Annotated in this window: 16 protein-coding genes; 2 read left to right on the top strand and 14 right to left on the bottom strand. The window is 34.7% G+C overall.

Going from position 1 to position 14107, the window contains the following annotated elements; all coding sequences use genetic code 11:
• Positions 1-83 precede the first annotated feature (83 nt).
• Both ACHZK0_RS10155 and cls read right to left on the bottom strand, forming a co-directional pair.
• Complete coding sequence (locus tag ACHZK0_RS10155; RefSeq protein ID WP_063261342.1) at positions 84-542, bottom strand: spore coat protein; 459 nt, start codon at positions 540-542, stop codon at positions 84-86.
• Positions 543-573: 31 nt separating this feature from the next.
• A complete protein-coding gene (gene cls / locus ACHZK0_RS10150; protein ID WP_262742162.1) occupies positions 574-1758 on the bottom strand; it encodes a cardiolipin synthase in 1185 nt (394 codons plus the stop codon).
• Positions 1759-1918: 160 nt separating this feature from the next.
• On the opposite strand from cls, the gene ACHZK0_RS10145 reads away from it, so the two are divergent.
• The gene (locus ACHZK0_RS10145; RefSeq protein WP_071721689.1) at positions 1919-2005 is read left to right on the top strand and encodes a YjcZ family sporulation protein; all 87 of its coding nucleotides are present in this window, start codon (positions 1919-1921) and stop codon (positions 2003-2005) included.
• Between the two features lie 126 nt (positions 2006-2131).
• Here the strand turns inward: ACHZK0_RS10145 and ACHZK0_RS10140 are convergent, their stop codons facing one another.
• The 8 genes from ACHZK0_RS10140 to cotH form a co-directional block, all read right to left on the bottom strand.
• A complete protein-coding gene (locus ACHZK0_RS10140) occupies positions 2132-2638 on the bottom strand; it encodes an acyl-CoA thioesterase (protein WP_000141167.1) in 507 nt (168 codons plus the stop codon).
• Between the two features lie 195 nt (positions 2639-2833).
• Positions 2834-3709, bottom strand: a complete 876-nt coding sequence (locus tag ACHZK0_RS10135) for a TIGR03943 family putative permease subunit (protein WP_088029551.1) — start codon at positions 3707-3709, stop codon at positions 2834-2836.
• A gap of 3 nt (positions 3710-3712) precedes the next feature.
• Positions 3713-4609, bottom strand: a complete 897-nt coding sequence (locus ACHZK0_RS10130; RefSeq protein ID WP_061676438.1) for a permease — start codon at positions 4607-4609, stop codon at positions 3713-3715.
• A gap of 198 nt (positions 4610-4807) precedes the next feature.
• Positions 4808-5749, bottom strand: coding sequence for a magnesium transporter CorA family protein (locus tag ACHZK0_RS10125; RefSeq protein WP_073518588.1), 942 nt, complete (start codon positions 5747-5749; stop codon positions 4808-4810).
• Positions 5750-5933: 184 nt separating this feature from the next.
• Positions 5934-7313, bottom strand: a complete 1380-nt coding sequence (locus ACHZK0_RS10120) for a putative polysaccharide biosynthesis protein (protein ID WP_262742163.1) — start codon at positions 7311-7313, stop codon at positions 5934-5936.
• A 165-nt stretch (positions 7314-7478) separates the two neighbouring features.
• Entirely contained in the window at positions 7479-8081 is a 603-nt protein-coding gene (locus ACHZK0_RS10115; RefSeq protein WP_000881202.1) for a DedA family protein, read from the bottom strand.
• A gap of 93 nt (positions 8082-8174) precedes the next feature.
• A complete protein-coding gene (locus ACHZK0_RS10110; RefSeq protein ID WP_262742164.1) occupies positions 8175-8792 on the bottom strand; it encodes an NUDIX hydrolase N-terminal domain-containing protein in 618 nt (205 codons plus the stop codon).
• Positions 8793-8898: 106 nt separating this feature from the next.
• Positions 8899-9975 (bottom strand): spore coat protein CotH, encoded by a 1077-nt coding sequence (gene cotH / locus ACHZK0_RS10105; RefSeq protein ID WP_262742165.1) that lies wholly within the window; start codon positions 9973-9975, stop codon positions 8899-8901.
• Between the two features lie 181 nt (positions 9976-10156).
• On the opposite strand from cotH, the gene exsB reads away from it, so the two are divergent.
• Positions 10157-10735 carry an exosporium protein ExsB gene (gene exsB / locus ACHZK0_RS10100; protein WP_016088231.1) on the top strand — a complete coding sequence of 193 codons (579 nt, stop codon included), beginning with the start codon at positions 10157-10159 and terminating at the stop codon, positions 10733-10735.
• A gap of 45 nt (positions 10736-10780) precedes the next feature.
• Here exsB and ACHZK0_RS10095 read toward each other — a convergent pair whose 3' ends face one another.
• Genes ACHZK0_RS10095 through ACHZK0_RS10080 form a run of 4 tightly spaced genes read right to left on the bottom strand, consistent with a single transcriptional unit; the run spans position 10781 to position 14101 of the window.
• On the bottom strand, positions 10781-11392 hold the full coding sequence (locus ACHZK0_RS10095) for a phosphoserine phosphatase 1 (protein WP_061676444.1): 612 nt from the start codon (positions 11390-11392) through the stop codon (positions 10781-10783).
• A 13-nt stretch (positions 11393-11405) separates the two neighbouring features.
• Positions 11406-11951, bottom strand: coding sequence for a short-chain dehydrogenase (locus ACHZK0_RS10090; RefSeq protein WP_262742167.1), 546 nt, complete (start codon positions 11949-11951; stop codon positions 11406-11408).
• 13 nt (positions 11952-11964) lie between these two features.
• Entirely contained in the window at positions 11965-12381 is a 417-nt protein-coding gene (gene fosB, locus ACHZK0_RS10085; protein WP_262742169.1) for a FosBx1 family fosfomycin resistance bacillithiol transferase, read from the bottom strand.
• A gap of 58 nt (positions 12382-12439) precedes the next feature.
• The gene (locus ACHZK0_RS10080; RefSeq protein ID WP_395761500.1) at positions 12440-14101 is read right to left on the bottom strand and encodes a peptide ABC transporter substrate-binding protein; all 1662 of its coding nucleotides are present in this window, start codon (positions 14099-14101) and stop codon (positions 12440-12442) included.
• Positions 14102-14107 lie beyond the last annotated feature (6 nt).

Raw genomic sequence — 14107 nt, 5'->3', positions numbered from 1 at the left:
TCTGATAATAAATATAGACTCCTATTCTTTTTTCTCCATGAAAAGTAAAAAAACTAAGGCGCCTATCTTTCCGCCTTAGTTTCTTATGCAAACTTTTCATTTTCATATACATGTTTAATCTTATACTCTTTCTTCACAACATATTGCCATACACTATAGGCATAACGGTTCATTTTCAGGAAGCAATTTTCTAAAAACGAGCGGAATTCCGGATTCGCAACTTCAACTGCCACTTGAGCGAACTTTAGTGATAACCGTTTTAAATGCGAAATATAACAAGTTGCAATATGGACATCCCCTGTATATTTACTATCAGTTTCCTTTTCCATTTCATGAAAATGAAATGAAATTGGTTCACAAGTTATATGCTGTACATTCTCTCCTTCTTGAAAATTCACTTGTTCATTATATGCTTGCAACATATAAGGTAAATGCTGCTGCAATAGCTCCTTTAATTCTTCGTCTCTTACCTTTCCTGTATACTCCCCAACCTTATATATAAGCATATAACTATACCTCATTAATTCTTTCATACAATCCATGAAAGTACCTCCCTTCTCTTTTGTATATATACTATAAATATGATGCTATAACATTTGCTATTCTTGCTAAAAACCAATCCCATTTACTAATTTTCTCAAAATCTTCTTTCGAAAATTTTTTTGATTTATGAAAATCTACTTTTAATCGGTTCCATACGTCAGCAACAACTTTTTTATCATATATGAGACAATTAGATTCACAATTTAAATAAAAACTTCTATTATCAAAATTCGCTGTACCTATATCGACAATTTCTCCATCAATGATCGTTACTTTCCCGTGAAAAAAACCATTCCGATATTGATAAATTTCTGCTCCAGCATCGTTCATATCTTTCAAATATGGATAAGCCGCTTGTTTTAACAATACCGCATCACTTTTAAATGGTACGAGAATTTTCACATTGACACCGCGATGTAATGCATCTTTTAACTCATTTATCATTTCTTTACTTGGTACAAAATATGGCGTAGCAATAATTAAAGATTTTTTAGCCTGCTTTAAAAGCGCTCCATATTTCTCCCATAAACCTTTTCCATCTGAAAATAAATATTGATACTTCACATCCCCTATTGCAGGTAAACTTTCATGTACAGGCATTATTTCTCCTGTATCTTCTTTCCAGTCAGCAGCAAATTTTCTTTCCATATCGGTAGCACCATTCCCATTGATGCGTACATGATAATCACGCCACGGACCAAATTTCGGATCTTGTCCAAGGTACTCCTTTCCAATATTAAAACCGCCGACATATGATATCTTCCCATCTATCGTAACAATGCGTCTATGATTCCGTTGATGCAATGAATAGAATACATGTTTCAGTTTAAGCTTTTTACTAAACGTAAACTGGACACCGTTTCTTTTTAATTGACGAATTATCTTTTTCTTCAGCTTATATCCACCTATTCGATCGACTGACAATTTTACTTCTACTCCGCTCGATGCCTTTTTCTCGAGCAACTGCAAAAATTCTTGGCTTATTTCATCTTTACCTACAATATAAAAATGGATATATATGTACTTTTCTGCATTACGTATATCCTCAAATAAATTCTTATATAACTCTTCGCCGTTCGTATATAGTTGAAAGTCACCTAATCGAACTTGTCCTAATTCATATTCACTAGCCATTTTTTTCCCCATTTCCACATCGATGTTCATCCAAATGAATACACCTACTAAAAAAAGGAGTACAGCGAAAAAGTGTTTCATGGATATTTTCCTTTCTCCACTTACTGTTATTTCTATATCTTCCCTTTTTTAATACATTATCATTCAAGAAAATATGTCATTACATGATATATGTCCATATCAAACGATAGCTCATTTGCATATTGTATGTTGTATCTTAAAATAAAAGGAGGAAATAACAATGGGCTTCGCACAAGGTAATGGATTCGCGCTATTAGTCGTATTATTTATCCTCTTAATCATCGTCGGTGCTGCTTGCTTCTGCTAAGTAGTTATCGTCATATGATATGTGGATGAAAAAACTATAAAAGCGGACACCTATTTTTAGGTGTCCGCTTTTCATATGAAAAACATATCAGTCCGTTATAATACCTTTAACGACTACATATTCAATTCAAAAAGTTAGTAATGTAGCTACTTTCTTACTCTCTGCCTTACGTATATGGCGTTGTTCTGCACGCAACACAGCAATGCGATGTAATTCTTTCTCTTCTTCTGTTTCAGGGATTACTCGAGGAACTGGAACCGGGTTATTCTCCTTACTAAGTGCAACGAATGTAACAAATGATGTTGCTGCTATACGTTTCTCACCTGAAATTAGGTCTTCTGCTACTACCTTCACAAATACTTCCATAGAAGTTCTACCCGTCCAAATTACAAAAGATTCATAACTAACACAATCTGAAGAGCGAACAGGATGTAAGAAATCTACCCAATCCATAGATGCTGTGACACATTCTTTTCTTGCATGCCTCGTTGCTGAGATAGAAGCAACCATATCCATCTCGGCTAATATTTTCCCACCAAATAACGTATTATGATCATTTAAATCTGTTGGAAATACTCGGCTCGTTTTAAACACTCTGGATTCATTAGCTGTTTTTCCCTTTACTTCAGTCATTGTTATCACCTCTTTGATTATTTAATCCACTATTTGCAGAAAGTGAACTACCCACCACAAAATTCGGCTGGAGCAAAGAAATTCGGTAAGAGTTCCATTTCCCATTAACATTAGAACAGTATGAACTTACTATCACTACACGTTTAATATTAACAACATTCAGAACTCTTAGTCCACAAAAAAGAACCGATGTGATCAATCGGCTCCTCTAAATACATATTGTTCTTTCGGCTGTTCAACTTTATTCCATTTCGTTACTTCTAAAACCGGAATGTTCGCATGGAATGGCTGATAAAATTCCGTTGCTATTTCTCCTTCAACTTGAATCCAATCATCATTGTTCCATTCTACTCCTTCTGGTTTTTTCACTAACATACCATATACACCAGAATCCGCTACACAATGTATAATACCGAAACGGAATAAGAAATATTGTTCTTTTTTAGAAGAATCATCTTTGAAAACAAACCCTTTAAAAGATAATTTTTTCCCAGTAAACTCGCCAGGATAATTATAAATTGTTTCCATCCCTTTTAGGAAATCTTCATCTTTTAAAGTAATACTATCTTTCGTAACGAACTCTTTTTTCCCTTTTTCCATTACACCACGGTATCCTTCTTTCCCGTAATAAATGCTCGTATCAGGTCTTAGAAATTGCCTTGTCATAAATGGATCTTTACTTTCTGCTTGTGCTACTGGAAAATGAAACCCTTTCGCCTTAACAATATCTGAATCTAACGTTGCAATTGGGAAAAACAATCCTGAGACTATCGGAAAACAAAACAATGTGTACGAAAATGCTTTTTTCCACCATGTATTCTCATCTTTTGAATGATCATGTCCGCAATGGCTATGATCGCAACCACAGTTGTGCTGTTCTTTTTCTCTTTCTTTTTGATGTTCTTTTTGGAAAACGATAATAATTTGAACGACCGTTAAAAAACCTAAAATAATAGCTGCTGTTTTTGATAAATAGGCATACTTCATATTGATATACTTCGTAATATTACCTGAAATATGAAGCTGCGCGATTAAGATTGTAAAACCTAATAATATATATGCTCGAAACATAACCTACCACCCCATCGCATAAATGAGTAGTGAGCTTGCATAAACAACAAGTGTAACTGTAACTGTAACGACAATTACAAATTTCGTTTTAAATGTTGCAAGCATCATAAACATATTTTTAATATCCACCATCGGTCCGTATACGAGGAACGCGACAAGTGATGCTGTTGAAAATGTACTTTGGAATGACGAAGCAATAAATGCATCCGCTTCTGAACAAAGTGATAAAATGTAAGCAAGTCCCATCATAACAGCTGGTGAAGAAAACGGCCCTTGTCCTATAGCAAGCAGTGTTGAAGTTTGTACGAACGTTTGAACTGCAGCTGCAATTAACGCACCTAATACTAAATATTTTCCCATCGAGAAAAATTCCTCAACAGCATGCGTACATACATCCCACATTTTTTTACGTAATGGACGCTTATGATTCACTTCTGGGAAGTGATCATCTCTTAATTGATGTTCTTTAAACTTAAATGATAATATAATTCCAACGATAATTGCTACGATAATCGCTACAATAGAACGATACCATACCATGTGCATACTACTTCCAAAGGCAACATATGTTGCAAATAATACGACCGGATTAATAATTGGACCAGTTAACATAAATGCAATCCCGGCATATGGCGGAACCCCTTTTCCGATTAATCGTCTTACAATCGGAACAATTCCACATTCACAGCCCGGAAACATCATACCTAAAAAAGTAGCCATTAATACAGACAGAAAACGGTTTTTCGGCATCCATTTCGCTACCATATCCTCGGTCACAAACATTTGAATGAATCCTGAAATAAATACACCAATGAGCACAAAAGGAAGTGCTTCGATCAATATGGAGATAAAGATTGTATTCATTTGCAGGAATGCTTTCGGTAATTGAAACAATTCCATGATGTATTTCCTCCAACTTTTCATTAACAATATGTAATTTTAACCTCATTTTATGAATTGGACAAGACTTATACGGAATACACTCCCTTCATATACATTACATTTTATAAGTTATATTCTATTCAAAACTTTGGATTTCATAGCAAAAAAGCTGCTCTAGCGCAGTTATACAACTATGCTAGAGCAGCTTTCTTATCGTTAAAAGTAACGTTTCTTCCAAAATACAAATGCTAAAGCGCAAGATAATGTTAAACATATTATAAGTACAATTACAAAACCTTGAGCCTCACCTTCAAACGGAACCTTTACGTTCATTCCAAAGAAACTAGAGACCATTGTTGGTAATGATAAAATGATTGTAATAGACGTTAACAGTTTCATAACACTGTTTAAATTATTCGATATAACAGAGCTAAAAGTATTCATCATTCCACTTAAAATGTGACTATATATTTCCGCCATTTCAATAGCCTGTTTATTTTCGATTAATACATCTTCTAATAAATCTTGATCGTCTTCATACATTTTTAAAAATGTACTGTTTCGCATTAATTTTTGAATTACAATTTTATTCGCCTTTAATGATGTCGTAAAATATACTAAACTTTTTTCAAGGCCTAACAATGTGAAAATCTCTTTATTTTTCATCGACTGATTTAATTGATGCTCTAAATCGATTGTTTTTCGATTTATTTGCTTTAAGTATCTTAAATAATAAGTAGAAATCGTATATAAGAGCTGAAGTGCAAAACGCGTCTTTTTAAACGTATAAAATTCTTTAATACGTTGATTAATAAAACGTTCAAAAATTGGGTTTTCTTCTAAACAAATTGTCACAAAACAATCTGGCATGACAATCATACCAATTGGAATCGTGTCATAAATTGAATTTCCTTCTTCATCATGTCTAACTGTTGGAATATCCACGATTATTAAAGTATTATTGTCTTCCTTTTCAATACGAGAGCGTTCTTCGTCATCTAAAGGGTCTTTAATGAAATCTAAGTCTACATTTAAAGTTTGTACTAGATATTGAATTTCTTCTTCCGTTGGATGAAGTACATTAATCCAGCAACCCTTTTGCATTTCCTCAACCTCTTGTAGTTTTCCGTTTCGGTCTGTTAAATAAATATTTAACATACTATCACCCCGATTCTATTTACATGTAGGAATCTACCTTTCTTACACAACAGTTTTTGAACCGCCATTCTCAGCATATGAAACATACGTTTAAATTTCAATAGAAAAATTATTTTGAAAACGTTTTTATAAGAAAAATATTATAAACAAAGAAAAAGACAGAGTGCTCTCTGCCTTAAAAAGCTTATGTTGCCTTTATAACATATTTAGAAAGCATCCACAAGTTAAAGCCAACCGAAATCGTATAACCAGCGTATGTTGAAATGATAAAGCTTACATAATCGAAATACGGAAGCAACACAATATTTAAAACTATTTTCACAATAATGCCAATCACTAATCCTAGTACTGTTTTCTGTTGTTGATTAATTCCTTGTAACATCGCAGCTGTTACTGTAAATAGCGAAAATAGTATACAGGCAGGAGCATAATACTGCAAAATAACTCTCCCCATCTCCGGATCATTGCCAGCACCAAATAAAAGAGTATATACTGGTTTCGCAAGCAACATCATTCCAATTGCTGCTGGTACCGTAATACCTACTACTAGTACATTCGTCCTCGTAAAATGTTTGTACAGTAACTTCACATTTCCTGCTGTATAGGCTTTTGTCATCTCAGGTACGAGAGACATACTAAAAGCAGTCGCAACGGAAACCGGGATAAGTACAACCATCTGAACAAGACCAATTATTGCATTAATCTTCTCCGCTTCTCCTTGCATATATCCTATTTGTATAAGTAGTTTATTAATTGTAAATGTGTCAATCGTCTGATACAACGGAATTGCTAAACCAACGACAACAAATGGTATTGAATATGTAAAGAGCTCCTTATATAGCGAAAAAAATGATTTCGTTGTTTGCGGGATACTTGCCATTTCTTTTTTCTTTAAGTGCTTTCTCCTCCTTATGTAATATGCACTTAATACAGTCAGTCCACCTATCGCTCCCATAAAGGCACCGAACGTTGAAATACCAACCGCTAGCGAGACAGAAGCTTTTAAAATATATAACACGACAAAGCTTCCTATCAAAATGGTTAAGACCCGAAAAAATTGCTCTACCACTACACTTAAAGCAGAAGGCCCCATCGATTGGAACCCTTGAAAGAATCCCCTTAATAAACTCATTACCGGTACAAGTATTAACGCAAAACTTACAATTTGAATATTAGTTGTGACTGCCGCTACACTATTCCCTGTTTGATCATTTCCATCGATTACAAGTTTAGCTAAATGTGGAGCTAATATATATAGGGTTAAACATGAGATTACTCCCATTATTAACATAAAAAAGATACCGCTCTTTAACACTCTCTTAACCGTATGATAATCATTCAGTTGATCATATTTTGATACCATTTTCGAAACTGCCAGTGGTAGTCCCATCGTTGCAATGCTGAGCATAATCGTATATGGACGATATGCATACGTGTATAAAACGTACCCACTCGTACCGACCATTGCTGTAAATGGTATAACATATATAAACCCTAACATTTTAGATATCATCGTTGCCATCGTTAAAAATATCGTTCCACGTATAAACGGTGACCCTTTCATCACATTCCTCCGCTACGCTTTATTATTATACATTATGGACAACTCTGTTTTTTTAGAACCGAAACAAGTCAACAACCCCTGAATTGTTGGGTTTCACCCGTAACACAAATCAGATGGAGTCTTTTTGCCGAAACAAATAAAAAAGCCAATGAAAAATCATTGACTTTAACGCGCTGCTTTTTTCTTTTTGAAATACTTTAAACCAAAGTATAAAGCAACAAAGAGAACAGCTCCTATAATTATGTAATGTGTGTAATCAGATGCATACTCTTTAATGTGTCTCCAATTTCCACCAAGCTTTTCACCTAAGTATATAAATAGTATTGACCATGGAATAATCGCAACTACAGTATACAGTGTAAATAGTTTTAACGGCATTTTAGCTAATCCTGCTGGAATAGAGATTGCGTGACGTACGACTGGGATAAAGCGCGCAGAAAAGATGACTCCTGCTCCGTAACGCTTAAACCAACCTTCCGCTATGTCTAAATGGTGTTTATTAATAAGTAGATATTTCCCGTATTTCTCTACAACTGGACGTCCTCCATAGTATCCAAGCCAATATAAAAATATTTGAGCTAACGTACCACCGATTGTTCCAGCAATGACTGCACCGACAAAGCTAATTTTACCATCTGCAACTAAAAAGCCCGCATACGATAGTACAATTTCACTCGGGATAATTTCAATCATTAAAGCTAGCGCTACTCCAAAGTAACCTAAGCTTGCAAAAAATTGCAATAACTGATCTATTATGCTTGCTAACATTTTATTTTCTATCTCCTTTTTTCTTCACATACCATCCCATTATTACATAAAGGTTGCATTCTGCCAATATCTTCATTCCAACAATATTATCTATTAATCTAGTAAGGTTTCTTTCTGAGGTTCTTTCATGAAGGAAAACATTTCTTTAATTTGTTCTTCGGTATTTCTAGCAATCGATAAATTAGGCAATTCATTTTCACCAAAGAACTCCACATCTTCTGTTTCAATACTCGTTTTCTTTTCGCCACCAATAATCTTACAGCCAATAAAAATTTTATATACGTGTGTTGCTGAAGGCGATGGTTGATGTTTTTCTTTATCAAATATAGCGAGTAGCTTAAAATCATTTACTTCATAACCCGTCTCCTCTATAACTTCTTTCGCTGCTACTTCTGTTGGCGTATAGCCGATATCAGCCCATCCACCTGGCAATGCCCATTTCCCATCACTTTTTTCTTTCACAAATAATAACTTTTCATTTTGAAAAACGACTGCTCTTATATCAACTTTTGGTGTTTGATAGCCTGTCTCATTTGCAAATAACTTCTCTACAACTTCCCAATCTGTCTTTGTGTAATGTGACATCATCGAAATGGAAATATCCCGTAATTGTTGGAAACGCTCTATATCATACACATCTTTAGAATACGTTAAACCCGCTTGGGCTATAGCTTGTATTTGTTTTACCCAATCAATCCATTTTACCGTCATGTTTCCACATCTCCTATCCTCTTTTAATTGAATATTAAGTTAGTTTCACTGATACATCTTTATTATACAAAAAAAGAGATTGATAATGTTCCAATCTCTTTCAAAATTAATCCAATTCATGTAGGTGGTCATGTATATACTTTCTTCTCTTATTTATATATTCATAAATCATATCCGCTTCTTGATCAAATGTTTCTAATTTTTCTTTCATATAGGGATCTTGTAGTAAATATGGACGAATCGATTCACACAAACCTTCAACTTTCGGCCTCATAAACGAAACAGTAAATTTTTCTTCTAATATTTCTTCCAAAATACTTCGGTATTGCTTCCTAAATACAGGTATATCTAACAATCTTGCGCTTAACGTGTTATAGCCTTGAATACGAATATACTCATGATTTAGTGGCCTTCCTTGTACATCACGCCCCCAAGTCGCATCATAATCCCACGGTATCACTTCAAATAAATTTGTTTCATCATTATGATATAGCGCATAGTTATGAACAAAACCATCAAAGTTTTGCGTAAAAATGACGCCAGCTAACCACCTTAAATATTTGTCTACATGCAAAAAATTCCCAATTTCTTTTTCATAAGCTTCCCTCTTCAAAGTATTCGCTTGAAATACAAATTCACTCAGCTGTTCTTCGCTATTTTCATTCGAACATTTAAATTCATATCCCGCAAAAAGCTCTGTCTTAACATCTTTATCTCTCTCACTCATTAAAGAAAAGTTCGCATCATCATCTATCGCATAATAAATAGAACCATTTGGTAATCCTCTATTTTTCAAAAAGTTTTCATCAACTGATTCTAACTGTAAATATACACCTTGAATTTGACCATTAATTTTTATAAATACATGTTGTGATTTTGGTGAAAGCACACCAATATCGTGAAAAAAGTCTAAAGATAATTTATTTCGTATGAGAGACGGATCCATAAATTCAGAGTTCAAATGAAACTCTTTCGCACCTTGAAATTTTTTCGGTTTATAAAACATAACATGATAAGACTTTTTCTCAAATTCACGAATATGAGCACCTCGGTATACGATATCAATGTCATACTTCTTTTTTCCATAAGTTAATTTTGCTGGCACTGGACTATCTGACCAAATGTCTTTTTTCAATTCCACTACGTACATTGGATGAATAAAAAAATCATATGAAGGCAGCATATTTTCTCATCCCTTCTCAGTTCTCTTCATTCAATGTATGCACCTTGCCTTGTCCATACATCCGCTATCATCTATTTATATAAAATTACACTCTTGTCCTGTTCAGAAAGACGTCATATCTCATATCATGTTAAGGAAAAAGAATACCTTTTCACCTGAATACATGATAAGGAGGATTTCTATGAAACGTGATATTAGAAAAGCGGTTGAAGAAATCAAAAGTGCTGGGATGGAGGATTTTTTACATCAAGATCCAAGTGCTTTTGAGTGCGATGATGATAAATTCTCTCATCATCGATGTACAACAGGATGTAAATGTACAACTGGGGGTAAATGTCCAAGAACAAGATGTACTCGTGTGAAACATTGTACGTTCGTTACAAAATGTACACATGTAAAAAAATGGACATTTGTTACAAAATGCACTCGTGTACGCGTTCAAAAATGGACGTTCGTTACGAAAGTAACGCGTAGAAAAGAATGCGTTTTAGTTACGAAAGTGACGCGTAGGAAACATTGTACGTTCGTTACAAAATGCATACGCTTTGAAAAGAAATTTTTCTGGACAAAACGAAGCTTCTGTAAAAAGTGCGAATTCTTCCCGCATAGAGACGGTCACTCGTGCGATGATTCATGTGATCATGGTAGAGACTGTCACGATAATGGACACAAATGGAATGATTGCAAAGGCGGACATAAATTCCCATCTTGCAAAAACAAGAAATTCGATCACTTCTGGTATAAAAAACGTAATTGCTAGTTTTTATGCCTACAAAAAAAGGCCGTTTTGCGGCCTTTTTTACGTTCATTGAAAATGACTTATATCTGCAAATTGCTTCACTTCACCTTTACCTTCTTCAAATTCTATTATACTTAGACTAGCACTATGCATAAATGGATCATTCCAAACATTTTCTATTTCAATACCCGCAAAATGTCCTACAAGTAGTTTTGCCGCTGCCGCATGGGAAACAATTAATATACTTTCTCCTTTATGCTTTTCTAGAAGAAGCTGTATCCCCTCAATTACCCTTTTATAAACAGACTCAAAATTTTCTCCTGATGTTGACTGAAAAAGATGTGGCTCATACCAAAACAATTGTATTTCGTCTGGGTATTGCCTTTCTATATTGTCGACTGTCTGTCCTTCCCATTCACCCATGTTAATTTCATAGAAATGCTCATCCGCGATTATCGGTATATCACGTTCGCCCTTTATTAACTCTGCAGTATGTAGCGTTCTTTCACTCGGACTACTATAAATCGCATCGATAGATAAATCTTTCATTCGATCTCCTAATTGCTTAGCTTGTAGCATACCATTCTCAGTTAAAGCAGAATTTTTCCGCCCTTGCATTCGCTTCGCTACATTCCATTCTGTTTCACCGTGCCTTGTTACATATACAGTTGTCTTCATTTCTCATTCCCCCTCACCATTTTGGCCGCAATTCCCACGGTTCTACTCGTCCTACAATCCATTCATCACACTTACTCTCAATTCCTTTTATTACCCCATCCGATATTTCTTCATGGGTAAGCCATCTCCCGTACGTATCTTCTAATATAAAACCTAATATTATTCTATGGTAGCTACACCGCGTACCTCCTATTTTTTGTGCGGGCATACGCGACGCTTTACTACCAAAAATATGAAAAACGTTGTATGTTTCAGGCCACAACTCTAATTCTCTACAAATGAGTGATAACGTATCCTTCGCATTTGCGTGTATCCATGCGACAACTACTGTTATTGGACCATTCCTCTCAATTGTACTTTTAGTAGCTAGCTTTACATCGTCATTATTATGATAATCTAATGGTAGACATGTGATCCTTTCTGGCGCAGCACTCTCTCGCTTAACATTTTCTAATTTCACTTCATCTCGTCCAATAATAGAAACATGAAATCCTTTCTCACAAAGCCACATAGAGACTCTCTTTAGCATTCCTGTCCCGCCAATTACTAGCGCATGCAACTTTTTTCCTCCCTTAGTAAAATGTCATATGAGGTTTATCTTCTCTATAATAATTAAGTCGGTCTTGCAATGTCCCTGAGTGAAATTCAAACTTATGGCCGTCAGGATCAACAAAATATATAGACTCACAGTCCCTTACATTCCGTTCTCTTCCTTGTAAAATATGAACATCGTTCACTTCTAATCTCTGCAATAGGCGTTCAAAGTCTTTCTGTTCAACTGAAAACGCAATATGCGTATAAGATTCATGAATCTCATTTCTCGGAATATGTGTTTCTTCATTAAGCGCTACCCATACCCCGCATATATTGAAATATGCGAGTTTTCTCCCTTTAACTAATAATTCCCCTTCCAATACTTTTTCATAAAATGTAATAGAATCTTTTAAATTAGATACTGAAAAACAAAGATGATTGATTCCTTTTAACAACTCTAATTCCTCCTATACAAATAAAAGATGAGCGAAAATTCACTCACCTTTTATTATACTATTTCTTTGTAATATATGCCCATTTATAACTGAAGTCCCCACCAAACGTATGATTCGCAATACCTTTCACGTATGGTTTTTCTAAATATGCCGTACTTTGTTGGTACGCAGGAGAAATAGCAGCATCTTGACCAATTAAGATTTTTTCAGCTTCTGCAAGGGCACTCCAGCGTGCTTTATCATCTTTTAATAGCTCTCCTTTTGATTTCGCTACTAAATCATCATACTTCGGATTAGAATAATCCATTTCATTAAATGAGCTTCCAGTAACAAACATGTCAATATAAGTCATTGGATCCGGATAGTCTGGACTCCATGCAGATAATGAGAATTCATATTCAAATTTCTTTTCTAACTCTAGCTTCTGCTTATATGGTTGTTGTTTCAAATTCACTTTAATACCAGGTAAATTTTTCTCTAACTCTTCTTTAATAAAGTCGCCCACTTTTTTACGACTACCGTTATCATCATTTAGAAATTCTACTGTAATTGTATCTTGGCCAAGCTCTTTCTTCGCTTCTTCCCATAATTTTTTTGCTTTTTCTGCATTATCTTTGCTATCACGGAAATTTTTATTTACAGTACGGAAATCTTTTCCATCTGGTCCTGTCGTAAATTTCTCAGGTACTAAGAAATATGCTGGTAATGATCCGTCATTTAAAATAACATTGGCAATTCCTTTTTTATCGTATGCTAAATCAATCGCTTCACGAACTTTTTGGTTTTTAAACGTTGCATTTTTTTGGTTAAAACGCAAGAAATACATACGTGGATCTAACTTCGTTTTAAATTCATCTGGCTTATTCTTTTTATATTTATCAACGAATTCAGAACTTAAAATAACTCGATCGGCTTGATCACTATCATATAAATTTACTCCTGTGCTCGTTTCTTTCACAATATTTACATTAATTTCTTCTAACTTCACAGTATCTTTATCCCAATAATTAGGGTTTTTCTTTAGCTGATAGCTTCGTTCATGTTTCCATTCACTCATCGTAAATGGTCCATTGTACAATAATTTATCTGCTTCTAACGCATATTTATCCCCTTGTTCTTTCACATATTTTTCATTTAAAGGGAAAAATGTTGGGAATGAAGTAAGCTCAAGGAAATATGGTGCTGGTTGCTCTAATTCTACTACTAACGTTTTATCATCCTTTGCTTTTACGCCTAATTGATCTAGCGGCAATTCTCCCTTATTTACTTTCTGTGCATTTTTCACATCAAATAAAATAAATGCATACTCAGCTGCCGTTGCTTTATCTAATGCGCGTTGCCATGCAAATACAAAATCTTGCGCTCGAACTGGATCGCCATTAGACCACTTTGCATCTCGTAATTCAAATGTATATGTCGTTTTATCTTCACTAATCTTCACATCTTTTGCCATACCTGGAGTTGGTTTATTGTCCTTATCTAAACGATATAACCCTTCCATTGCATTGACAAAGGCACGGAATGATACAGAGTCTGTTGATTTTGACGTATCCATTGAAGGAATTTCTGCTGCTTCTAATAAGTTTAATACTTGCTTATCTGCTGCTCTCTTACCTGCTTCTTTCTTCGTTGTAGATGCCTTCTCCCCATTTCCGCAACCTGCAACTAATACACTTGTCGATAATGCAACTGCAGCAATCGTTGTTACCTTTCTCTTCATTCTTCC

Source organism: Bacillus sp. 3G2, assembly GCF_044324725.1.
GTDB classification, from domain to species: Bacteria; Bacillota; Bacilli; order Bacillales; family Bacillaceae_G; genus Bacillus_A; species Bacillus_A mobilis.
This window is presented reverse-complemented; position numbering and strand designations above follow the sequence as displayed.

Bases quoted from the DNA above. Each gene is read 5' to 3' on its own strand.
- cotH (WP_262742165.1), bottom strand. From the start codon at position 9,975: ATGCTGCCTTCATATGATTTTTTTATTCATCCAATGTACGTAGTGGAA.
- exsB (WP_016088231.1), top strand. From the start codon at position 10,157: ATGAAACGTGATATTAGAAAAGCGGTTGAAGAAATCAAAAGTGCTGGG.
- ACHZK0_RS10130 (WP_061676438.1), bottom strand. From the start codon at position 4,609: ATGGAATTGTTTCAATTACCGAAAGCATTCCTGCAAATGAATACAATC.
- ACHZK0_RS10140 (WP_000141167.1), bottom strand. From the start codon at position 2,638: ATGACTGAAGTAAAGGGAAAAACAGCTAATGAATCCAGAGTGTTTAAA.
- ACHZK0_RS10145 (WP_071721689.1), top strand. From the start codon at position 1,919: ATGGGCTTCGCACAAGGTAATGGATTCGCGCTATTAGTCGTATTATTT.
- ACHZK0_RS10080 (WP_395761500.1), bottom strand. From the start codon at position 14,101: ATGAAGAGAAAGGTAACAACGATTGCTGCAGTTGCATTATCGACAAGT.
- ACHZK0_RS10135 (WP_088029551.1), bottom strand. From the start codon at position 3,709: ATGTTTCGAGCATATATATTATTAGGTTTTACAATCTTAATCGCGCAG.
- ACHZK0_RS10120 (WP_262742163.1), bottom strand. From the start codon at position 7,313: ATGAAAGGGTCACCGTTTATACGTGGAACGATATTTTTAACGATGGCA.
- ACHZK0_RS10155 (WP_063261342.1), bottom strand. From the start codon at position 542: ATGGATTGTATGAAAGAATTAATGAGGTATAGTTATATGCTTATATAT.
- ACHZK0_RS10125 (WP_073518588.1), bottom strand. From the start codon at position 5,749: ATGTTAAATATTTATTTAACAGACCGAAACGGAAAACTACAAGAGGTT.
- cls (WP_262742162.1), bottom strand. From the start codon at position 1,758: ATGAAACACTTTTTCGCTGTACTCCTTTTTTTAGTAGGTGTATTCATT.
- ACHZK0_RS10110 (WP_262742164.1), bottom strand. From the start codon at position 8,792: ATGACGGTAAAATGGATTGATTGGGTAAAACAAATACAAGCTATAGCC.
- ACHZK0_RS10115 (WP_000881202.1), bottom strand. From the start codon at position 8,081: ATGTTAGCAAGCATAATAGATCAGTTATTGCAATTTTTTGCAAGCTTA.
- ACHZK0_RS10095 (WP_061676444.1), bottom strand. From the start codon at position 11,392: ATGAAGACAACTGTATATGTAACAAGGCACGGTGAAACAGAATGGAAT.